At 41.3% G+C, this 20,574-nt stretch carries 21 protein-coding genes; 12 read left to right on the plus strand and 9 right to left on the minus strand.

Annotated features, from left to right (window positions below):
- Position 1: 1 nt before the first annotated feature.
- From N7E81_RS08930 to N7E81_RS08950, 5 genes are all read left to right on the plus strand, one after another.
- Positions 2 to 346, plus strand: coding sequence for a hypothetical protein (locus tag N7E81_RS08930; protein ID WP_263052942.1), 345 nt, complete (start codon positions 2 to 4; stop codon positions 344 to 346).
- The gene (locus N7E81_RS08935; protein ID WP_263052943.1) at positions 334 to 2,424 is read left to right on the plus strand and encodes a hypothetical protein; all 2,091 of its coding nucleotides are present in this window, start codon (positions 334 to 336) and stop codon (positions 2,422 to 2,424) included. Before N7E81_RS08930 ends, N7E81_RS08935 begins: the two co-directional genes overlap by 13 nt.
- 159 nt (positions 2,425 to 2,583) lie before the next feature.
- The gene (locus N7E81_RS08940) at positions 2,584 to 4,368 is read left to right on the plus strand and encodes an HAD-IIIC family phosphatase (protein WP_263052944.1); all 1,785 of its coding nucleotides are present in this window, start codon (positions 2,584 to 2,586) and stop codon (positions 4,366 to 4,368) included.
- 3 nt (positions 4,369 to 4,371) lie between these two features.
- Entirely contained in the window at positions 4,372 to 5,076 is a 705-nt protein-coding gene (locus N7E81_RS08945; RefSeq protein WP_263052945.1) for a TylF/MycF family methyltransferase, read from the plus strand.
- Positions 5,073 to 5,825, plus strand: coding sequence for a polysaccharide deacetylase family protein (locus tag N7E81_RS08950; protein ID WP_263052946.1), 753 nt, complete (start codon positions 5,073 to 5,075; stop codon positions 5,823 to 5,825). Before N7E81_RS08945 ends, N7E81_RS08950 begins: the two co-directional genes overlap by 4 nt.
- Before the next feature lie 11 nt (positions 5,826 to 5,836).
- On the opposite strand, the gene N7E81_RS08955 is transcribed toward N7E81_RS08950, so the two are convergent.
- The 4 genes from N7E81_RS08955 to N7E81_RS08970 are packed head-to-tail and all read right to left on the minus strand — an operon-like array spanning position 5,837 to position 8,847.
- A complete protein-coding gene (locus tag N7E81_RS08955) occupies positions 5,837 to 7,120 on the minus strand; it encodes an adenosylmethionine--8-amino-7-oxononanoate transaminase (RefSeq protein WP_263052947.1) in 1,284 nt (427 codons plus the stop codon).
- On the minus strand, positions 7,117 to 7,716 hold the full coding sequence (gene bioD, locus N7E81_RS08960) for a dethiobiotin synthase (protein ID WP_263052948.1): 600 nt from the start codon (positions 7,714 to 7,716) through the stop codon (positions 7,117 to 7,119). The genes N7E81_RS08955 and bioD overlap by 4 nt, the downstream gene beginning before the upstream one ends.
- Entirely contained in the window at positions 7,713 to 8,372 is a 660-nt protein-coding gene (locus N7E81_RS08965) for an aminotransferase class I/II-fold pyridoxal phosphate-dependent enzyme (RefSeq protein ID WP_263052949.1), read from the minus strand. Before N7E81_RS08965 ends, bioD begins: the two co-directional genes overlap by 4 nt.
- On the minus strand, positions 8,260 to 8,847 hold the full coding sequence (locus N7E81_RS08970) for an aminotransferase class I/II-fold pyridoxal phosphate-dependent enzyme (RefSeq protein ID WP_263052950.1): 588 nt from the start codon (positions 8,845 to 8,847) through the stop codon (positions 8,260 to 8,262). Before N7E81_RS08970 ends, N7E81_RS08965 begins: the two co-directional genes overlap by 113 nt.
- 115 nt (positions 8,848 to 8,962) lie before the next feature.
- Here N7E81_RS08970 and N7E81_RS08975 point away from each other — a divergent pair, with 115 nt between their 5' ends.
- Positions 8,963 to 9,511, plus strand: a complete 549-nt coding sequence (locus N7E81_RS08975) for a porin family protein (RefSeq protein ID WP_263052951.1) — start codon at positions 8,963 to 8,965, stop codon at positions 9,509 to 9,511.
- Positions 9,512 to 9,583: 72 nt separating this feature from the next.
- Here the strand turns inward: N7E81_RS08975 and N7E81_RS08980 are convergent, their stop codons facing one another.
- The 3 genes from N7E81_RS08980 to N7E81_RS08990 form a co-directional block, all read right to left on the minus strand.
- On the minus strand, positions 9,584 to 10,474 hold the full coding sequence (locus N7E81_RS08980) for a YitT family protein (protein ID WP_263052952.1): 891 nt from the start codon (positions 10,472 to 10,474) through the stop codon (positions 9,584 to 9,586).
- Positions 10,475 to 10,595: 121 nt separating this feature from the next.
- Complete coding sequence (locus tag N7E81_RS08985; protein WP_263052953.1) at positions 10,596 to 10,970, minus strand: DUF1987 domain-containing protein; 375 nt, start codon at positions 10,968 to 10,970, stop codon at positions 10,596 to 10,598.
- Positions 10,971 to 10,973: 3 nt separating this feature from the next.
- On the minus strand, positions 10,974 to 12,950 hold the full coding sequence (locus N7E81_RS08990) for a SpoIIE family protein phosphatase (RefSeq protein ID WP_263052954.1): 1,977 nt from the start codon (positions 12,948 to 12,950) through the stop codon (positions 10,974 to 10,976).
- Positions 12,951 to 13,191: 241 nt separating this feature from the next.
- Between N7E81_RS08990 and N7E81_RS08995 the strand changes: the two genes are divergently transcribed.
- Complete coding sequence (locus N7E81_RS08995; RefSeq protein WP_263052955.1) at positions 13,192 to 13,815, plus strand: porin family protein; 624 nt, start codon at positions 13,192 to 13,194, stop codon at positions 13,813 to 13,815.
- A 58-nt stretch (positions 13,816 to 13,873) separates the two neighbouring features.
- On the opposite strand, the gene pfkA is transcribed toward N7E81_RS08995, so the two are convergent.
- Positions 13,874 to 14,845: a 6-phosphofructokinase gene (gene pfkA, locus N7E81_RS09000; RefSeq protein WP_263052956.1), complete on the minus strand. Its 972-nt coding sequence runs from the start codon at positions 14,843 to 14,845 to the stop codon at positions 13,874 to 13,876.
- A gap of 218 nt (positions 14,846 to 15,063) precedes the next feature.
- Between pfkA and N7E81_RS09005 the strand changes: the two genes are divergently transcribed.
- The gene (locus tag N7E81_RS09005; RefSeq protein ID WP_263052957.1) at positions 15,064 to 16,371 is read left to right on the plus strand and encodes a glycosyltransferase family 4 protein; all 1,308 of its coding nucleotides are present in this window, start codon (positions 15,064 to 15,066) and stop codon (positions 16,369 to 16,371) included.
- Positions 16,372 to 16,454: 83 nt separating this feature from the next.
- Positions 16,455 to 18,536, plus strand: coding sequence for an ATP-binding protein (locus tag N7E81_RS09010; protein ID WP_263052958.1), 2,082 nt, complete (start codon positions 16,455 to 16,457; stop codon positions 18,534 to 18,536).
- A 56-nt stretch (positions 18,537 to 18,592) separates the two neighbouring features.
- Here the strand turns inward: N7E81_RS09010 and N7E81_RS09015 are convergent, their stop codons facing one another.
- Positions 18,593 to 18,931: a single-stranded DNA-binding protein gene (locus N7E81_RS09015; RefSeq protein WP_263052959.1), complete on the minus strand. Its 339-nt coding sequence runs from the start codon at positions 18,929 to 18,931 to the stop codon at positions 18,593 to 18,595.
- A gap of 159 nt (positions 18,932 to 19,090) precedes the next feature.
- Between N7E81_RS09015 and N7E81_RS09020 the strand changes: the two genes are divergently transcribed.
- The 3 genes from N7E81_RS09020 (at position 19,091) to N7E81_RS09030 (ending at position 20,542) form a co-directional block, all read left to right on the plus strand.
- The gene (locus N7E81_RS09020; RefSeq protein ID WP_263052960.1) at positions 19,091 to 19,465 is read left to right on the plus strand and encodes a hypothetical protein; all 375 of its coding nucleotides are present in this window, start codon (positions 19,091 to 19,093) and stop codon (positions 19,463 to 19,465) included.
- A 55-nt stretch (positions 19,466 to 19,520) separates the two neighbouring features.
- Positions 19,521 to 19,856, plus strand: a complete 336-nt coding sequence (locus N7E81_RS09025) for a hypothetical protein (RefSeq protein WP_263052961.1) — start codon at positions 19,521 to 19,523, stop codon at positions 19,854 to 19,856.
- Between the two features lie 158 nt (positions 19,857 to 20,014).
- Positions 20,015 to 20,542: a ferritin gene (locus N7E81_RS09030; RefSeq protein ID WP_263052962.1), complete on the plus strand. Its 528-nt coding sequence runs from the start codon at positions 20,015 to 20,017 to the stop codon at positions 20,540 to 20,542.
- Positions 20,543 to 20,574 lie beyond the last annotated feature (32 nt).

Genomic DNA, 20,574 nt, shown 5'->3' on the forward strand with positions numbered 1-20,574 from the left:
CATGCAGAAAGGATCGATCGTAGGCAATGTTGTTGCAAAAAACGATATAAACAAGACCGTATTAGGCTATTTCGAGGTGTCTGGAGTCAACTCACTCAGAACGTTCTTTTCCTTTTCTGATTTGGATGATCAGTTTTCTCTACCATATTTCCGATATGTTTGTAATGGGCAGCCATTGGTCAAGACTACCGAAGATAGTATTGCTATCTATATGAATTTAAATACATCTTTACAGATAATGGATGTAAACCTTGAATCCGATCCACAGGCCACTATGGGGACTGATTACTGTATGGATTGCAGCTCTTATGGTTCTCTTATAAAACCTGATTATTGGACAGACTAATGGAGGGAGCGCAAAAAAATATATTTCTAATGCTGCTGCTCTGGCTAGTGCTGATGTGGCCCACACAAGTGAAGAGCCAGCAGAATATAGAGGAACGTGTCTACGTACATCTCAATAATCAGACATTGATTACTGGTGAGACTTTAAACTTTTCCGTTTTTTGTCTTTCGGACAAAACACAAAAAATGTCCCCGCTTAGTAAGGTGCTGTATATAGAGATATTTGGAGCGGATGGAGTCGTACATCAGGATAAAATAAGCCTAACGGATGGCAGAGGTCATGGCGAGTTTTTCGTTGCCTCTCATCTGAGTACGGGAAAGTACCAACTGGTGGCCTATACTCGATGGATGAAGAATTTTGAGAAGTATTGCCAGTTGCCTCTTACGATTGTCAACCCCTTCAAGGAATATGAACAACCTGATGATACACTAGCCCAAGGGGGCACATTAATCAATTGGTACCCACAAGGGTTGACTTTGACCGCGGATGTGACTAATACAGTGCGTTTTAGATTGAAAAGTGCTCCTGAAAAACTGGAGGAGGGGTTTGAAATAAAAATATTAGGTGCTGCTGGGGAAATAGAACTGGAGACTAAACACGATAGTTTCGGTGTTGGACAATTTGAAATAACTCCGAAATTAGGGGAACATTACCGCGTCCTTTTAGAGGATAAGAGTGGGCAGTTTCAGTTTTATGAATTGCCAAAAGTGTTGGGTGCAGGTATGGTAAATACTTCGAACCCCAAGCGAGTATATGCCGAATGGAGCCTGCCTCATTTGAGTACATTGGATTTTCCTTTAGCTGAAAAATACCGACCTCGACAGCAAGTTCAGATTCAAACGGAGTTGGCTGCGGGTACCTATTCGGTCTCTGTGAATAAAAAAAGTGAATCCTTACCCTATCGTCATCACCGAGCGGTTTGGTCTAAATGGCATGCACCTAATTTGGAGTTTGTAGTAGATCCAGAAGAACTATGGGCTTCTCTACTTCCGCCTACAACACTGATGGTTTATCACGACGAACAAATAGATTCGATTTATGCGCAAGTGTCTTTGTTGCCCGAATATCGAGAAGAATTTTTGGATGGTCTCCTTACCAAAGACTCTGGTGCTCCTATGGGTGGGGTACTGGTGGCATTATCCATTCCAGGTGAAGTATCTCAGGTGCGTGTGGCGAAAACTAAAGCTGATGGAACCTTTAGCCTGCCCTTCGAAAGTACCATAATTAACGCAGAGGGATATTTATCGGTATTAGATGCTGATGCTAGTTATCAGTTGAAAGTGGCTGATCCTTTTTTAGCGACAGCGCCAGATTTTAATTACGAACAATTAAAATTAGACAGTATACAGATACAGGAGATTATAAGTCGAAGCATTCGAAATCAAATAGAAAATGCATACTATCAACCCTCTAGTGATACCCTGCTAAGGGTGAATGAGTGGCGCCCCCAAGTATCATACAATTATCATTATGTGTTGGATGAGTATGTTAGATTTAGAACCATAGAAGAAACTATCACCGAATTTGTGACTACAGTCAACGTGCGAAAAGGCCGAGATCCGAAAATCAAAGTGTTTCTTCCTCAGTATACCAATACGCAGGTGGAGTATCCTCGGCTGCTATTGCTCAATGGCATCCCTGTATCCGAAGATCAAGTATTGGATTTCAGCCCCTATAAGGTGGAAAGCATCAGTGTTTTGAATAATAGGTATTATTTGGGTCCGCTAGTCGCAGATGGAGTGGTAAGCTTCAAAACCAAAGAAGCAGGGTTAGGTGGATTTGTGTTGGATGAAAACTATGTGCGTACCGAAGTCAAACAATTGGCTATGCCAAAGCATTATAAATTTCCTATATATCAATCGGGAGTTGTTGAGAAAAGACCCGATCAACGAGACCAGTTGTATTGGGATCCCTTATTGCAGGTAGATGAAAAGCAGTCGATCAACATCCAATTTTATGCCTCGGATGTTATAGGTGATTTTCAAATACTCATTGAGGGATTTACTTCTGAAGGCAAAGCCGTGTCTATCAGCGATACCTTTGAGGTCAGCGAGGCTATACAGTCTTCTGCTGAGTAACTATTCGTCGAGACCTTTCTGACCAAAGTATTATAATTTTAGAGAAATCTTACGAAGGCCTTATCCTAATGAAAAGGATAAAACAAAGCCCATTATAAATCGCATAGTTTTATAGACCTTTGTGCGTGGTCTATACTAGGCTTTTGAGATGTCATTTATATGTACGAGACGGAAATATATTTAAAATCTATAACAGAAAACCTGCCTTCGGATGTTTGGGAGAGCTTCTTCGATACTCAGCAAAGTATTAAAAAAAGAAGCGTCTTGCATTGGACGGAGCATTGTACCGAATGCGCCATGCCCGCCTGTTTTACTACATGCGATCTTTATTCGCCTAGGATCGATGGTAAATGTCAGCGTTTCGTCAAGGGAATAGAACAAGTGAAGTCTGTCAATCCCAACGATACATCTCCCGTCCTGAAAGTACAATTTAAACAGTGGGGCGTTTTTGCTACTCAGGGCAATCATGAACTGCACGACCCTGAAGAGGTTGAAAAAAAGGAACATAAGGATCATAAAATTGCCCAGCTGATACAGCTAGCTCAACCAAAATTTCTTCGAAAGAAGTTGAGTCAAAAAAGGTATAGTGTCAAAAAAAATGAAATTATACAAACACAAAACCAAAGCTTAGAACTCCCAGATGCGTTTCTCTTGGATGTATACAACCCTTCTAGTGAGACGCTATATTTGGGGATAATTGTCAGAAATGATGACGAGAAGTATGGAAAGCTTCCCTTCCAATATCGGTTGGAATTAAAGCCAGGATACAATAAAGAAATTATTCCATTCAAAGAGATTGCTCGTAGCGTAAAAACAGAGCTGCCATTCAGAATCAATCTAATTCCTGAAAATATCAATAGCAAAATACCTCTGTATTTTGGCGTGATGGATTTTGTTCAGTTGAATAATTATGAACAAAACACTAAGGCTAGCAAACTCAAGTGTATCGTCTGGGACTTGGATCATACCATCTGGAATGGTACACTCGTGGAAGATGGCATAGAAAACCTCAAATTGAAAGAAGGGATCAAGGAAATTTTGGCCACGATAGAACAAAAAGGAATTATCAATTCGGTAGTTAGTAAAAACAATCCCGAACTGGGAATGGAAGCTTTGGCTCATTTTGGGTTGGTCGATTTCTTTTTATACCCTAAAATATCGTGGCTTCCTAAAAGTAAAGGAATCAGAGAAATAGCGATGGATCTGAATATCAACTTGAATACATTCATGTTTGTCGATGATTCTATTTTTGAGAGAAAGGAAGTCGAAAATGTCTTGCCGCAGGTTCGGCTGATGGATGCGGTAGATTATCGTGAAATATTAGACCTCGAAGCACTTCAAATTCCCATTACCTCAGAAAGCAAAAAGAGAAAAGAGTTTTATCTCAATGAGGTGAAGCGAAGCAAATTTTCAGATGATTATGAGGGCGAGTATATCGAGTTTCTAAAGTCTTGTCATATAGAATTAGAGATATTAGAGCTCCAGGCTGAGCATTTTGATAGGGTGTACGAACTCACCCAGCGAACCAACCAAATGAATTTTTCGGGCAATAGATATAAGCAAGAAGATATTGAAGCCATTCATAAGAATGCGGATCTGGCAGCCTATGTGCTCAAGTGTAAGGACCGGTTTGGTGATTATGGAATTATCGCATTTGGAGTTATTAAAAAAACAGAAAATCGATTGATCGATCTAATGTTTAGCTGTAGGGTGCAGAGCAAAAGGGTAGAACACGCCTTTCTCACCTATGTGCTCAAAAAGTATCTTGAAAAGGACGATTTTTGGGTAACCTATAACCACACAGAAAAGAATAAATTTTCAGCTCAGGTTTTTGAAGATTTTGGTTTTGAAACTATAAAAAAAGAAGGTTCTTTGCGAGAACTGAAATTTAGTCAGGACAAAGATATTCTTGATGATCACATCATATCAATTACAAACAAATAACTCATGCCCTTACATCCTTTTTTGATCAAGACCAACTTGTACAAGTTTATAGCAAGGGTGAGCAGACCTTTTCATCATGTCTATAAATACATGACCTATCTTGATTTTGCAAGTAAAAATAAAGGCAAGGGGCTCGTGAATGACTACTACTATGGGGCTGCGAAATACGAAAATAGATACCAGTTGCATGACAAGCTGTTGACAGATCTTAAGGATGAAGCTATTTATTACTACGAGTTTGGAGTGGCCAATGGAGACATGATCCGGCACTGGTCTTCGGTCAATCAAGTCGAAACTTCTCAGTTCGTAGGGTTTGATTCCTTTGAAGGATTGCCTGAAAGCTGGGAAGGTAAAGGCAAGGGGCATTTTGATCAAGCGGGCAATTTTCCAGACATCAAAGACGCCAGAGTCAGGTTTGTCAAAGGTTGGTTCCAACAGTCGGTATATAATGAATTGCTAAACTGTCAGTTTGATAAACGCTGTGTGTATCATCTAGATGCAGATTTGTTTTCATCGACACTCTACGTGCTCTTTCATCTGCATCCTAAATTGAAAACAGGGGATATACTGATATTTGATGAATTTTCGAGTCATGACCATGAATTTGAGGCCTTAGAGGTCTTCAAAAAATGTATCAATGAGCAATGGAATTTTAAGTTTGTTGGTGCAGTAAACAATTACAGGCAAGTAGCTTTTTCTTTAGAATGATTAAGTATTTCAACTATTTCAAAAAGAAAATAGCAGATGTTTCATTGCGACAAATGGTGGAGATCCCTTCTCTTCCTATGGCCGTCAGCTTTACCTTCGATGATGTGCCAAAAAGCGGTTTTGTCAATGCACAGAAGGTACTCGACGAGCATCAGATAAAAGGGACTTACTACCTTGCGCTTTCTTTTTTAGAGGGTAGATCAGAAAATTCGGACTTGTACAACATAGCAGATTTGCAGCATTGTGTTGACCAAGGGCATGAACTCGCCTGCCATACCTATAGTCATATTCATCTTTTTGAAACCAAAGAAAATAAGGTTATTGAACAAGATATAGCGATGAATAAGCAGGTGCTCGAAGCTTTACCTTTCGATTGTGAGTTCTTAAACTTTTCATACCCATATGGTGAGCAAACCTGGCAAGCCAAAAAAGTAATGTCTAAACATTTCCTTACCTGTAGGGGAATTGATCCTGGGATCAATAGCGGGCAAGTGGATACTTACAATTTAAAAGCCATTCGTTTGTACGAAAATTTCAATCCTTTGGAAACCATATTCTCTTGGCTCGAAGCGCATCAAAAAAATGGAGGCTGGTTGATTTTTTATACACATGATGTACAGGATGATTATTCCAAACATGGCTGCTCACCAGCATATTTTGAAACCGTGGTAAAAAAATGCATCGAATTGAAACTAATCACCAAGACAGTGGCTGAAGTAGCTAAAACACTGCACTTATCTAAAGGATAAGTCACCTGCCATTATTCATTTCTCAAAAACTCAAGGAGCGTCTCATACACCAAGTCCAATTCATCGTCTGTGATCACGTAGGGCGGTAGGAGGTAGATCACATTGCCTAGTGGTCGTATCAGCACGCCTCTTTCGAGGAAATAGGGGTAGATTTTCTTGCGGGCGTCACTGTCGTAGCCCGTCTCGCCAAAGCCCTTGAGATCGAAGGCCACTATAGTGCCTTGTAGTCTGATGTTTTCTACTTTGTCGAAGGTCTTGAGTTGCTCTACAAACTTGAGGTGTTTGTTGTGTACACGCTGGATGTTGTTTTTGCATTCGGGAGATTCGAAGATTTCAAAGCTGGCATTGGCCGCAGCACAGATCATGGGATTGCCCGTGTAGGAGTGTCCGTGGAGGAGGGCTTTCGAGAGCTCTTCACTCTGAAAGGCGGCCTCTATTTTACTGTTGCAAGCCGTGATGCCAAGTGGAAGTGCCCCACCCGTGATACCTTTGGAGATGCAAGTGATGTCAGGACTGGCTTCGATTTGATCGCAGGCAAAAGTAGTACCTGTACGTCCCCAGCCCGTCATCACTTCGTCGGCGATGCAGATCACACCGCGTGATTGGGCTAAGCTGATGAGTTGTTGTAGCATCTCTGGCGAATACATGCGCATGCCACCAGCGCCTTGCACCAATGGTTCGAAGATAAATGCCGCGCAGGCTTCGTCATTGGTCAGTTCATCGAAGTGCGCCAGTACCTTGTCAAAGTTTTCTTCTGTAGGAAAGTCTAGCGATTCTATGTCGAATAGAAAAGGAAAGAATGGGCGCGTAAAGCCACTTCGTTCACTCACAGACATAGACCCAAAAGTATCGCCATGGTAGGCGCCATCGAGTGCTATGATTTTGGTTTTGTGTTCTTTCCCTTGGTTGTACCAATATTGGAAGGCCATTTTTAAGGCCACTTCGATCGACGTGCTGCCATTGTCTGAAAAGAAGATCTTGGAATAATTGTCTGGTAGGATCGTCATTAGGTTTTTGGCCAGTCGCACGGCTGGCTCGTGTGTGAATCCTGCGAATATCACGTGCTCTAGCTCTAGCGCTTGCTTGTGGATGGCATCTGCGATCTGCTCGTTGGCATGGCCGTGGATATTCACCCACCAAGAAGACACTGCATCGATGATCGTTTGGCCTTCGTGTGTAAATAGCTTGGCTCCCTTGGCAGATTTGATAGGAATATGCCCAAAGGGGTTGACCAAAGGGGTAAATGGATGCCAGATTAGATCTTTGTCTGTTTGTGTGATTTCTGCGCTGTTCATAGAGATATGTTTTGTAGTTGAGATTGGATTGCCGACTTGTTCACTTCTGTTAATGGTTCTATACGGCCAAGACAGGGCAACTTAGAATAGTTGAGGATGAAGCTTTCTGTTGCAGGGTTTGGTGTGTCGTTGAAGATGATCCCTGCAATTTTAAAATTATTGGTTTGCAGATAGTTGATAGATAGCATGGTGTGGTTGATACTCCCGAGGTAGTTGCGTGAGACAAGGATTACTTCGGCGTCGAATGGCTTGGCTAGGTCTATTACAAACTCGCTGTCGTTGATTGGGACGAGCAACCCGCCTGCCCCTTCTATGATGAGTGTGTTGTTGGTTTCTGGGGTTTGAAATTGCGCAGCTTTGAGCTCTATGTTTTCCAATTGAGCCGCTGCGTGGGGCGACATAGGTGCGTCCAATACGATGCCCTCAGGGTGGATGATTTTGTCGTTACTGATTAGGCTTCGTACCGTATCAGAGTCGGTGGGTTGCCCTGCTTGGATGGGTTTCCAATAGTCTGCTTTTAGTTTTTCTACTAGTATGGCCGAGGCTACGGTCTTGCCGCTATCGGTGTCTATGCCGGTTACAAAATATTTTTTCATGCTAATAATGCGATTTGATTTACCAATTCGGCGATTTCTTGTTCGGTGTTGTGTGTATGAATAGAGATGCGCAGCCTTTCGGAGCCTTCTTTTACAGTAGGAGAAAGGATCGGTCGCACATCAAACCCATGCTTTTGTAAGGCCTGTGCCATGGTTTTAGCTCGGATATTGCCCGGCACAATGATGGGTTGTATTGGGGTGTTGCTTTCTAGTTTTTGAATGTCTGGGTTGTTACCAATTTTCTGCTTGAATAGAGAATTGAAGTAAAAAATCTTGTCTTTGCTCTCTGTCTGCAATGCCATGTTTTCCGAAAGGTAATCGAAGGCCGCATCGATCGAAAACAGGCTGTGCACGGGTAGCGCTGTGGTGTATATAAAAGGCCTTGCAAAATTGATCAAGTAATCGATCAGTGTCTGAGAGCCGCATACCACTGCACCATGTACACCCATGGCTTTCCCGAAGGTATGCACTCGTGCAAACAAATGTTCTTCTAGCCCTAATGCACAGAGTTTGCCAGCACCTTGTGCACCGTATAAGCCTGTGCTATGGGCTTCGTCTACGATGACCTTGGCGTTGTACTTTTCCGCCAAGGCGATCATGTCTCCGAATGGGGCCAGGCTCGCCATCCATAGAGTAGACCGACTCGATGATGACATATATATTGCCAGTGGCTTGTTTGAGTTTGGTTTCGAGGTCTTCGCAGTCGTTGTGCCGAAAGGCAAACCGATTGGCTTTGCTTAGAAATGCGCCCTCTTTGAGGCAGACATGCGACAGACTATCGTAGAGGATGGTGTCGCCACGCTGAGGCACCGACGAGATCAGTGCCATGTTGGCTACATAGCCAGAGTTGAAGAGGAGGGTGGCTTCGCTTTTGAAAATACCCGCCAGTTTTGTTTCTAGTTTTTGAGCTGTGGCAGAGTTACCAGCCAGTAGTCGCGAGCCCGTAGAACCGTTGAGATTGGTCTCTTGGCTGTAGTCATAGTTTTTGATTCGGTCAAATAGGTCTTGGGATCGGCTCAGTCCAAGGTAGTCGTTGGATACAAAATCGATCAGTCCTTCGGCGGTTGTTAGCTGCCGTTTGCTTCCTGCTTCTACTCTTTCCTCCAGCTTTTGTGAGATATGATCCGTCATCTTATGGTTTTGCAAATCTTTAATTTTCTCTCTTGTCAGCCAAGGGAAAATCAAGTTTCTTTTGGGGGAAGCACTTATATTAGCGGTCTTATCAAAAACATCTAATGAAAAACTTATGAAAAAAATTAGTTTATTACTCGTAGTGGCTGCCTTGTTTGTGGCGTCAGCTGCACAAGCTCAGTTATCTGTAGGCCTTAAGGGTGGTTTGAATTTCAACTCTGCTGATGTATCAGGAGGAGATGTAGATTCTAAGACTGGATACCATATTGGTGCATATGCGGTGATCAAAGCGGGTCCGATCGGAATACAACCAGAAGCCTATTTCTCAGTGCAAAACTTGAGTACGGATGCTGAAGATTATGATTTGTCATACATCCAAGTGCCAGTGTTGTTGAGATTGGGCATTTTGAAAGTATTGTATCTGAATGCTGGTCCTCAGTTTGGTTTCAATACCAAAGCTGAATATGGTGGAGTAGATTATAAAGACGAATTGAAGGGTATGGATACTTCTATCGCATTGGGTGCAGGTCTGGATTTGCCAATGGGGCTAGGTGCTCAGGTACGTTGGGTAAAAGGATTGAGCAATGCGGCTGAAGATGGTGGAGATTGGAAAAATTCTATCGTGCAGCTGTCTGTTACTTTTGCATTGATTGGTAAAAGCTAACCCGTAACCAACTCATGAAATAAACAAAGGCTACTTCGTATGAGGTAGCCTTTGTTGTTTAATTCGTTTGCATCAATGTAGTGGTCGCTTTTTGATCATACCACCTTTGGTGTCTTTGATCGGATACTGGATCACAAACGCAGAAGGGTCTATTTTTTCTACTTCTAACAGTACTTTCGATACTTCTAGTCTGGTGATTGCGCAGAATAGAATTTTACGATCAGGTAGGGTATTGCCTTTTTTGCCATAGCCACCGTCGGATAAAAATGCCGTAACTCCTCTTCCCAAATCATCTGCAATCATAGATTTTACGGATTCGGCTTGATCCGATATGATCATGACTCCAATGTATTCTTCGATACCATTGATAATGAAATCCACGGTTTTGGAAGCGGCCAAATAGGTCAACATAGAATACATAGCTGTTTCCAGACTCACCACAAGTGCGGCGAAGGCAAATAGCACGATATTGAACAAAGCGATGAAATCTCCTACTGTCAGACTGGATTTCCTGCTTACCGAGAGTGCGAGCACCTCAGTGCCATCAATCACGGCACCACCTCGGATAGAAAACCCGATGCCACTTCCCAAGAAAAATCCCCCGAAAACAGCAATGAGCAATTTGTCAGCAGTGAAGGGTGGAATCTCTATGATGTGAACCAGAGATGCTAATGCCACTATTGCAAGTGTGCTTTTGATTGCAAATTGTGGGGAGATTTGCTTATAACCCATGAGGACAAAAGGTGCATTCACAAGCAAAATGAGTAACGACAGATTGATTGGGGTTAGGATCTGAAATAGCAAGGACAGTCCCATGGCTCCACCATCTAAGAAGTGGTTGGGGAGTAGGAATCCTTTGAGTCCAATACTCGCCATACATACGCCGATGATGATAAAAAATACATCTTTTATATTTCTTCGAAGAATGATCTTCTTTTCAATTTCTGAGACTAACTCTTTCACTTGCTATAGCTTATCAGGTTATAATTAATTCAACTCCTAAAATACGGTTTTGTCGTACGAAAGGAGACAAATCTTTCCTGATAATATCTTATGTGTGCAATAAAAGAACAGGAAGTCGGACTCAGATACCTACCAAATCGAGGTGCATACCAGAAAGCTGAGCGATGTCCTCGCCATGTTCGAGAGCGTCTTCGTCTTCGATGTTGTAGTACCAGGTTACTACGATATTTTTACCAGTAGACTTGATTTCCTTGAGACAAATCATGGTATCGAGTAGACATTTGTAGGTAGAGGTATTGAAGTACTCTAGTTGGATGTTTACTTTTAGTTTGGGATAAATACTTTTTTTGAAATTGCCTAAGGCTGTATACAATTCGCTAAATACCTCACGGGCATTGATCAAGGTGGAATTGCCTTTCATTTCTAAGATCTCATTTTCTGGATTGAAATAGATGTAGGGAGTGGTGTGCGAAGGGGTAGATAGAAATTTTTCCATGGTTTATTTAATTCTAAAGCCCATGACCAACATGTCGTCTGTTTGTGGGGTGTCTTGCTTCCACTCATGTAGTTCCTTGTCCAGTAGGTTTTTCTGAATCATCATGGCTTTTTGCACGATCATACCCAAGTACATTCTAAATCTTTTGGGTAAATATTTCTTATGCTCTTTGCCTCCGATTTGGTCTTTGAATCCATCCGAGTAGAGGTAGAAGGTGTCATTGTTTGACAGGTTGAAAGTATGCTGTTCGATTTTCTGTTCTTCCAAACTATCGTTGCTGAAGTTTCTGCCTAGGAGCAATTTGTTACCTCTAGTCAGCGTCCATTCTTTGTCTTTGTAGAGTAAAAGTGGAATGCCAGCTCCCGCATATTTCATTACATTGTAGGTGAGGTCGATAGAGCAAATCGCCATTTCCATGCCTTCTTGTACAGCCTCATTTTGTGAAAATTCTTGACTTAGTGTGCTGATAATGTCATTGTTTACTTTAGCCAAAAGAGCCGAAGGGTTGTAGTCTGTGGTGTACTGAATGGCATTGTTGAGCGCATTGATTCCCAGCATGGAGAGAAAGGCACCGGGCACACCATGTCCAGAGCAGTCTGCACAGGCGATGATCAAGTGATTGCCTGTATTGTTTTGCACATGTTTGAACCAATAGAAGTCACCACTTACGATGTCTTTTGGTTTGTAATACACGAAGTAATCTTGGAAAAATTCAGCCAGTAGTTTTTCGTCTGGAAGGATGGCATTTTGGATTTTCTCCGCATAGTTCAAGCTAGAGTGTACCATCGTGTGTTGGGTTTTAATTTCCTTATAGGCTCGGTTAATGGCCTTGGCTTGTGTGATGATTTTGTTTTGATGCTGTTGGATCTCCTGATTTTTTTCCATCAGCTGTTGGGTGATTTTCTTTTCGTTGGTTTCTTTGGTCTTTAGTTTCTGAGAGGTCACGTTAAACTGCCGAATCAAGTAGCCTATTTCGTCTTTGTTGTTTCCCTCGATCATTACGTCGTAATTACCCTTAGAGATTTCGACTGCGGCAGATCTTAGTTTTTTCAATGGGTTCGAAATGACCCTTGCCATATAAACGGTGAGTCCAGACGAAATCAATAATATGACAATACCTACCATTAGGATGGTGCTACGCATTTCAGAAAGAGAAGCAAAAGCGTGATCTTTTGATGTGTTGATGATAAAAAGCCAGTCTTTGCCAGGAAAACTGAGGTAGCCTTCTTGTCTATGATAAAAATAGAGGTTGTCTTCTGTAGAGAAACGCCCTTCTTTTTTCTTTTGAATCAATATATCCTCAGGGATTACATCGGGGTATTTGGCGATTAGCACTTTTTCTGGTTCGTGGTTAGAGTATAGGATGTTGAGATTTCCATCCAAAAGATCCATTTTCACTTGTTGGTTAGATTCTACTCCTTGAGATTGATCACTGATTACGGCATATAGATTCTCGATCAGTACCCGACCTACAAAAACACCAATCGGCTGGTTGGCGTAGTTGCGTACCACAGAGGCAAAGTGAAGTACGACTCGACCTACGGATTCGGATTTCGAAATATCCATGATCGCTTCCGTGTTGTCATTGATATGTGTCCAGTAGAGACGAAGGCCGTGCTGCTTGCCCACAGATAAGCCTTTGCTATCTGCAAGGCGGTATCTGTCCATGTCGAAGTAGGAAAAACTATAATACAATTCATTGGCATGAGAAATTTCGCTCAACGTTCTGTTTACCTCACTGAGGTCGGTGGCTTCTTGTCTGAACACAGGTAGTTTGGCAAAATTCTTTACGTCGTTGAGGCGTTCGTAGATGAACCTGTCAATGTTGTTGATACTGATTTCGGCCTTTTGAGAATGTTCTGATAGAATACTTTCACTCAGGTTTTTTTCAACAGTATTATTTACAAAAAGGAAGATCGTAGCAGAGGTGAAAATCACCAGAGAAAGCCCTAGCAGGACGAATTTTAAATACAGGTTCATAGCTTAATCGTATAAGGAGCACAAAACTAGATAGAAGGGGTAGGTGGGAAAGGAAATTGCCTGTAAAGGAATTATTAATAAGGAATGAGAAGAGGAGTTAAATCATAACCTTTTGATAATCTTAAAGGCGGGTGTAATTGTCGGAAGTTAATGGCAGCCCTAGTGTGGGTAAACTAGATCTTTGCAATTGATCGGGGTTTTACGAATCTTAGTGGTCGTTAGATCATAAAAACCTAAAGCGATGAAAATAAACATATTAGTCATGATTTGCGGCTTGTTGTTCGTGCATACTGCCGCTAGTGCACAAGTAGAATTTGGACTAATGGGAGGAGTCAATTTCAATTCACCCAAGATAGATGCCATCAACACAGGAGGCCATCAGCTTTCCGATGTAGGAAGTAGCAATATAGGGTTTCACCTAGGGCTGTATGCGACTATAGATGCAGCACTATTTGCGATACAGCCAGAGATTTATTATTCTATGCAAGGGGGCATTTTCAAAATAAACAATACACAAGAGCATGAGTTGAATATGAGTTTCATTCAAATTCCAGTATTGGGTAGATACAATTTTCTCGAATACTTTCATGTATTACTAGGCCCACAGTTTGGTATACCTCTCAAGAGTGAAATAGCCTATGCGAGTGGTAGCCCTGTAGATATCAAAGCCCAAACTAAGGGGTTGGATATGTCTGGCGTAATCGGACTAGGGGTGACTATCCCTGAGTGCAATGTGAGCGGCTCGCTTCGTTGGTCCAAAGGCTTTTCTAATATGATAGATGGAGACCCTGCAGATGGTAGAGTGACAGCATTGAAAAACAGTATGATTCAAATTTCTGCATCTTTTGCCTTTGGCGATAAATAAAAAAGGCTGTTCAGATTTTTTATCTAAACAGCCTTCGCTAAATGTGTTGATCTAAATATTAGATACTTAGTATCTTCGTCAAACGAATCAATTCTTCGTTGAGAGGCTTTGATTTAGAAATGGCCAATTTCAAGTTGGTGTAAGTGATTTTGTTGTCGATCACGCCTACCATTACGTTCTTTTGCCCATTCATCAAGCCTTCTACAGCTGCCAGCCCTAGTCGAGATGCCAAGATCCTATCAAATGCTGTAGGTGCTCCACCTCTTTGGATATGTCCTAAACTGGTGACACGAATATCCATTTTTGGTGTTTCCACTTTCACGCGTTCGGCGATAGAGAGCGCACTGCCTTGCTCATCGCCTTCTGCTACTACCACAATCGAAGAAGTTTTCTTGTTGTCGCGGCCGTCTTTCAGTTTTTTGATGACGTCATCTATCGTAGTAGAGGTCTCAGGTACCATCACCATTTCGGCTCCACCTCCAATGCCCGATTGGATGGCAATATAGCCGCTATGTCTTCCCATCACTTCGATAAAGAATACCCGATCGTGAGACGCTGCCGTGTCTCTGATTTTATCGATTGCGTCTAGGGCGGTGTTTACCGCTGTGTCGAACCCGATGGTATAATCGGAACCATACAAATCGTTGTCGATGGTGCCTGGAGCGCCTACTACAGGGATGCCGAATTCGTCATAAAACAAATTGGCTCCTGTAAAAGTACCGTCTCCACCGATAGCCACTAGGCCTTCGATACCATGTTTCTTGAGGTTTTTGTATGCTTTTTCTCTTCCTTCTTTGGTGCGAAAGTCTTCACTTCTTGCTGATTTGAGAATTGTGCCACCCGTTTGCACAATGTTGCTCACCGAGTAAGATTCCATTTTTTGTATCTCACCACGGATCATTCCGTCGTAGCCATATTTGATCCCATATACCTCGAGATCAAGATAAATGGCACTTCTTACTACAGATCTAATGCAGGCATTCATGCCTGGTGCATCGCCCCCTGATGTAAATAATGCAATTTTTTTCATAAGGTATTTACTAAAATTTTTTGTTAACCTATGTACCGATTTAGTGTGTTATTAAGTTTTGGGCGTTCAAAGTAAGTCAGAAAAAACTAAAATTTCATCAATAATTTGCATCTATTCTGTGATTTCATATACTGAACCTGTCTATTCTTTTAAAATTTCATATTTTGGATATATACCATCCATTTTTGATTTTATTTAGCCGTCTGAGGAGATAAGATATGGAGCAAAAGAAAATTCTGGTAATCACATATTATTGGCCACCTAGTGGTGGTGGCGGGGTGCAGCGTTGGCTCAAATTTGTCAAATACCTGCCTGAGCAGGGGTGGGAGCCCATCGTCTTTACTCCAGAGAATCCCGAATTCGACCTTCAAGATGAGTCTTTACTCAAAGACGTAAATCCAGCAGTAGAGATCATCAAGTTTCCAATATGGGAACCGCTCAGCTTTTACAAGAAGATTTTCAAAAAGAAAGGTAAGTTGAAGCAGGGAATTGTGATCGAAAAGACCAAGATGTCTCTGGTCGACAAGCTGAGTGTATGGGTAAGAGCCAATTTGTTTATTCCCGATCCTCGACGGTTTTGGGTACGGCCATCGGTGGAGTTTTTACTGCCTTTGATAGAGCAGCACCAAATCGATGTGGTGGTGACTACTGGCCCGCCGCATAGTATGCACCTCATTGGCTTAGAATTAAAGAAAAAAAGCACTGTTCGGTGGGTGGCAGATTTCAGAGACCCATGGTCGGATTGGGATTTGCTGGACAAACTGGGTGTGGGGGGACTTGCTAGAAACCTGCACCTGCGGCAGGAATTGTCGGTATTGACTCAGGCGGATTTAGTCCTCACAGCCAGCCAGGGGATCAGCAAGTCGTTGGCAGAAAAATACCCCGCTTGTAATATTGAAGTGATTACAAATGGTTTTGATACAGATGATTTCAAAGAGGTAAAAACAGATGGAGTGCCTACAAAGTTTAGAATTACTCACCTAGGTTTACTCAACGAACTGAGAAATCCGCAGGTACTTTGGGATTGCTTAGAAGAAATCTGTCAAGAAGTACCTTCTTTTCAGGATGACCTGGAGCTGGTATTGTCGGGCATGGTGAGTCAGTCGGTACTGGATGGTATTTACGATTCACCACAATTGAAGGATGCACTTACGCATTTGGATTATATTTCGCATCAGGAGGTGTTGGAGTATTATCAGCAGTCTGCCGTGCTGTTACTTTTGTTGAATCAATCGGACGAGGCTCAATTGATTATTCCAGGAAAGCTCTTTGAATATCTGATGACTAAAAAAACTATTTTGGCCATTGGTAAAGAGAAAAGTGAAGTAAACGATATTCTCATGGATACAACCGCAGGCCGTGTGTATGAATCTACAGATCGTGCAGGGGTCAAAGCCTTGATATTGGACAATTATATGCAATTCAAAAAAGGAGAAATTTCACATTTTCCCAAAAGCATAGACCAATATACTCGAAAGGCGCTTACGCAAAGACTAGTAGAACAGCTGAATATCTTGGTAAGATGATGTTGAATAAAAAAATGAATGAATTGTAATTTTTAAAGATTCTATTATCTTGTCAATTGTTGCTGAAAGGCGCATCAATAGCTATGGGTTTATTTGTCAAATTTTCATTCTTTTTCTTTTTTGTATTCCTTGTTGGGCAGGCACATGCCCGTAAAAAAGCAGAACAAGACAGCAGCCGAGCTGATTATTTTTTGGATGAATCTTTCAAAACTAATCAGTCAGATTCCATTCATTTCTTATTAGACTTAGCTATTATATATGGGAAAAGAGAGGAGAATATTGACGCCTATGTAGAAGCACTTGTAGAAAAGGCGCTAGAATATGTTCGTAGCCAACAGGGCGATAGTAGCAATAAATACATGCAGCTAGCCCTTCAGGAGGCAAGGAGACTTGATCCATCAACAAAAATTTTAGCAAAAATCCATTCCCAATATGGATATCATATTGGGAATCAAAATCAATACTTAGCTTCGTTAAGCCACCTCGATACAGCTGCTAATCTTCATTTGTCTATTTCGGATTCATTATCGTATGCAGATGCTCTTACAAGGATAGGGGCTTTGTATGATAATAATGGAAATCAAGTAAAGGCATTAGAATATTATCTTCAAGCCTCTAAAATCTATGAAAAGAACCAAGATAGCACGGTGTATGCTGGTGTTATTAATAATGTAGCTGTTGTCTATAAGAAGCTTGGTGATTTGGAAGGAGCGTTGGCCTATTACGATAAGAGCTATAAACTCAATGTAGATATGGGGAATGAATTGGGTATTGCCATAAGTGAACTCAACAGAGGAATGCTTTATAAAGAAATGGGTAGGCATGATGAAGCTTTGTCTGGGGTGAAAAGCGCGTTAAATACCTTCCAACAGGTGAAAATGAGTTATGGTATTGCCGTCTCTTATCACAATTTGTCAGAAATTCATTTGGTACTCAATAATCTGGATTCGGTATTATACTACGTGGATCGATCTCAAGAAATAGCCTTAGATATGCAGTATTGGATGATTGTAGTGAGTAACCAGATTGTATTGGCGAAGGCGCTGAGAGATATGGGACGTCCAGATATATCTAACAAGTCAGCTTTGCGGGCATATGAGTTGGCCTCCAAACATGGTTTTTTAGAAAAACAGGAAGAACTAACGGCTTTGCTGGCCTCTAATTATGAGGAGGTGAAAGATTTCGCTACGGCGCTCATGTATTATAAAGAGTATGAGTCGATCAAAGATAGTATACTGAGTAATGAATCGCGGGAGCAAATCAATAGGTTGCGTATGGCTTATGATTTAGAACAGAAGGAAGCGGATATAGAAAATTTGGAGTTGATCAATTCCTATCAAGGGGCTATTTCTGAAAAGGAGGGCAAACTCAGGCATATTTTGATACTTGGTATAGTATTTTGTTTAGTGGTGATGACTTTGTTTTTTTATCTGTACAGAAGGCAAAGACGGTATGCCAAGGCGCTATCAGAACAAAAAGTCCAACTAACGGGGTTAAACAAAGAAAAAGATGATTTGATAGCCATGGTGGCACATGATCTGCGTAGCCCACTCAATAATATCAAAGGATTGCTGTCTCTGATCAAAGACTATGATGGAGAGGAGCAAGAAAAAATGATTCAGCTGGCCAATCAATCTACCGATGTACTCCGAACACGGATCAATCAGATACTAGATGTAGAGGCGATCAATGTAGGTAGGATCAACCTTAAACTTACAAAAGTAAAGGTGACCGATGTGCTGAATAAACTTGTCCATCATGTGTCGCCAGAGGCTGAGCGAAAACAAATTTCCTTCTTCACCAATACGATCAAGCAGCTGACTTGTAAAGCGGATGAAAACTACCTGTTGCAGGTACTAGAAAATCTTAGTATCAATGCGATTAAATTTTCTAATCAAAAATCAGAAATTTATGTAAAAGTAACAGACTGGGGTGAGGTGGTTAGATTTGAAGTGCAAGACCATGGACAAGGGATTCCTGAAGAAGAAATAGATCAGCTTTTTACTCGGTATGCCAAAATATCCACTTTGCCTACCGAAAACGAGCCTTCTACAGGATTGGGATTGCCTATTGTGAAAAAATATGTAGAAGCCATGGGGGGTAAAGTCTGGTGCGAAAGCGAAGTAGGAGAAGGTAGTACCTTCTGTATTGAGCTACCTAAATAAAAAAAACGGCCAATTCGAGGTGAATCTGGCCGTCTGTCATCGTAGTTTGCATACGATTATTCTTCTTTTTTATCTAGCATCAATAGTTCATTGAGATTGATCTCAGTGATGTACTTGGTTACACCGTCTTTTTCGTATTTGCGATTCACCAATTTGCCCTGCAGGGCTATTTCGCTTCCTTTTTTGAGATAACCATCTATGATCTCTGCTTTTTTGCCCCATGCTACTATATTGTGCCATTGCGTATCGGTCACTTTTTCTCCGCTGTTGTTGTAGTAGGTTTCATTAGTGGCCATAGAAAAGGAGGTCATCCTTTTTCCGCTGTCGAAGGTTCGCAATTCTGGATCGTTGCCTAATCTGCCAATTAATTGAACATTGTTTTTAAGAGTTGTCATGATAATAAAAGTTTAAGTTGTTATTGTCTTCACCTGATGGCAGATGAATTTGTCGTTTGACAGAGCAAAGATTAGAAGAGAGACAAATTCGATTCGGTTTTTAAATGTTTGTAGTCGTTTGTTGTTGGCTATCTGTCAGAAATTCAGTAGTTTAAATTTATGGATAACCTAACCAACCAACGCCAATGTCCCGAATGTGAGCGTCCGATATTTGGACGGGCAGATAAAAAGTTTTGCTCTGATGCTTGCCGCAATGCCTTTAATAATAGGATGAATTCGGATACGACTAATTTTGTTCGCAACGTGAATAATACCCTGCGTAAAAATCGCAGAATATTGCTAGACCTTCAGACCTTAGGCAAAGCAAAAATACATAGAGACAAGCTGCTCAAAGCAGGCTTCGATTTTGATTTCTTTACGAATACGTACGAAACCAAAATAGGAGAAATATATAAGTACTGTTATGATCAAGGTTATTTGATTTTAGACGATGGCTATCTTATGTTGACAGTGAAGCAGAATTTTCCAGAGTGAATAAAACTTGAAAGGTTTATTTGTAATAAGTCTAAATAAGGATTATTTTTGCTTCGTGAATCACACAATATACCATACGGCCAATGGCAAGTTGATCCAGAACGACACGGACAATTGCTTTTATCTACAGTTCAAAGGAGCTGAATATCGTATGGCTGTATGTGCACTGATTGCTTTCAAAAACAGGCTAGACCAGTTGAATATTGAGGAAATGCTCCTTAGCGATGCTTCCCTCAATGCAATCGAAATTATCCCACTTTGTAATAGAGAACACCTTTTGGTGCTTACATTGGATGAAATCATTGAAATGAAAGACCTGGTTCCAGGTACTTTGGTCATGCTCGAACTCAACAGTATCGTGCAGCAGCGTATCGTTCGCGCAGTAGTCTAAAAGCTCCCTTTTTCTTCTACTCTTAACTTAGACTAGTTCTAAATTCGGATTACTCCGAACTATTTCATCTTCAAATAGTATTCTATAGTATATATTTATATTCGAATGAAGGTAAGATCGTTGGGGTTTTGCCTTCATGAACATAAAAGTGAAAAGACATGAAAGATCTAATGAGACAAAAAGTAGCTATTCAAGACAATGTCTTGAGTATGCTCAATAAGCAAGTGAAGTTGGAAGCTCAATCGTCAGCAGCCTATTTGGCGATGGCAGCCTGGTGTGATCAGCACGGGTATGATCATAGTGCCACGTTTTTTTATGAGCAGAGTAACGAAGAACGTACCCATATGCTCAAGTTATTCCACTATATAAGTGACATGGGAGGTCAGCCTACCGTGGCTACAGTGGAGGCACCACAGAGTGATTTTAGTTCACTCAGGGAAGTATTCGAATTAGCCTTAGAGAGCGAAATCAACGTTACCGAATCTATCAACCAAATAGTGGCAGCATGTAGAAAATCTAATGATTTTGCTACAGAAAATTTCATGCAGTGGTTTGTTAAAGAACAAGTAGAAGAGGAGTTTGTCGCAAGGAGAGCACTAGAGTTTTTCGATATGCTAAACGATGATCCAGCTTCTTTGTTGATCATCGACGAACGTATTTTGAAAATCAAATACTCTGAAGAGTAAGAAAGTATTGCCCTTAATAAAGGTAAACCCAG

It is taken from the genome of Reichenbachiella carrageenanivorans, from assembly GCF_025639805.1.
Taxonomy (GTDB): domain Bacteria; phylum Bacteroidota; class Bacteroidia; order Cytophagales; family Cyclobacteriaceae; genus Reichenbachiella; species Reichenbachiella carrageenanivorans.

Excerpts from the sequence above, each read along its gene's own strand:
- N7E81_RS08930 (WP_263052942.1), top strand. The coding sequence starts at position 2 with ATGCAGAAAGGATCGATCGTAGGCAATGTTGTTGCAAAAAACGATATA.
- N7E81_RS08940 (WP_263052944.1), top strand. The coding sequence starts at position 2,584 with ATGTACGAGACGGAAATATATTTAAAATCTATAACAGAAAACCTGCCT.
- N7E81_RS08945 (WP_263052945.1), top strand. The coding sequence starts at position 4,372 with ATGCCCTTACATCCTTTTTTGATCAAGACCAACTTGTACAAGTTTATA.
- N7E81_RS08950 (WP_263052946.1), top strand. The coding sequence starts at position 5,073 with ATGATTAAGTATTTCAACTATTTCAAAAAGAAAATAGCAGATGTTTCA.
- N7E81_RS08955 (WP_263052947.1), bottom strand. The coding sequence starts at position 7,120 with ATGAACAGCGCAGAAATCACACAAACAGACAAAGATCTAATCTGGCAT.
- bioD (WP_263052948.1), bottom strand. The coding sequence starts at position 7,716 with ATGAAAAAATATTTTGTAACCGGCATAGACACCGATAGCGGCAAGACC.
- N7E81_RS08965 (WP_263052949.1), bottom strand. The coding sequence starts at position 8,372 with ATGTCATCATCGAGTCGGTCTACTCTATGGATGGCGAGCCTGGCCCCA.
- N7E81_RS08970 (WP_263052950.1), bottom strand. The coding sequence starts at position 8,847 with ATGACGGATCATATCTCACAAAAGCTGGAGGAAAGAGTAGAAGCAGGA.
- N7E81_RS08975 (WP_263052951.1), top strand. The coding sequence starts at position 8,963 with ATGAAAAAAATTAGTTTATTACTCGTAGTGGCTGCCTTGTTTGTGGCG.
- N7E81_RS08985 (WP_263052953.1), bottom strand. The coding sequence starts at position 10,970 with ATGGAAAAATTTCTATCTACCCCTTCGCACACCACTCCCTACATCTAT.
- N7E81_RS08990 (WP_263052954.1), bottom strand. The coding sequence starts at position 12,950 with ATGAACCTGTATTTAAAATTCGTCCTGCTAGGGCTTTCTCTGGTGATT.
- N7E81_RS08995 (WP_263052955.1), top strand. The coding sequence starts at position 13,192 with ATGAAAATAAACATATTAGTCATGATTTGCGGCTTGTTGTTCGTGCAT.
- pfkA (WP_263052956.1), bottom strand. The coding sequence starts at position 14,845 with ATGAAAAAAATTGCATTATTTACATCAGGGGGCGATGCACCAGGCATG.
- N7E81_RS09005 (WP_263052957.1), top strand. The coding sequence starts at position 15,064 with ATGGAGCAAAAGAAAATTCTGGTAATCACATATTATTGGCCACCTAGT.
- N7E81_RS09010 (WP_263052958.1), top strand. The coding sequence starts at position 16,455 with ATGGGTTTATTTGTCAAATTTTCATTCTTTTTCTTTTTTGTATTCCTT.
- N7E81_RS09015 (WP_263052959.1), bottom strand. The coding sequence starts at position 18,931 with ATGACAACTCTTAAAAACAATGTTCAATTAATTGGCAGATTAGGCAAC.
- N7E81_RS09020 (WP_263052960.1), top strand. The coding sequence starts at position 19,091 with ATGGATAACCTAACCAACCAACGCCAATGTCCCGAATGTGAGCGTCCG.
- N7E81_RS09030 (WP_263052962.1), top strand. The coding sequence starts at position 20,015 with ATGAAAGATCTAATGAGACAAAAAGTAGCTATTCAAGACAATGTCTTG.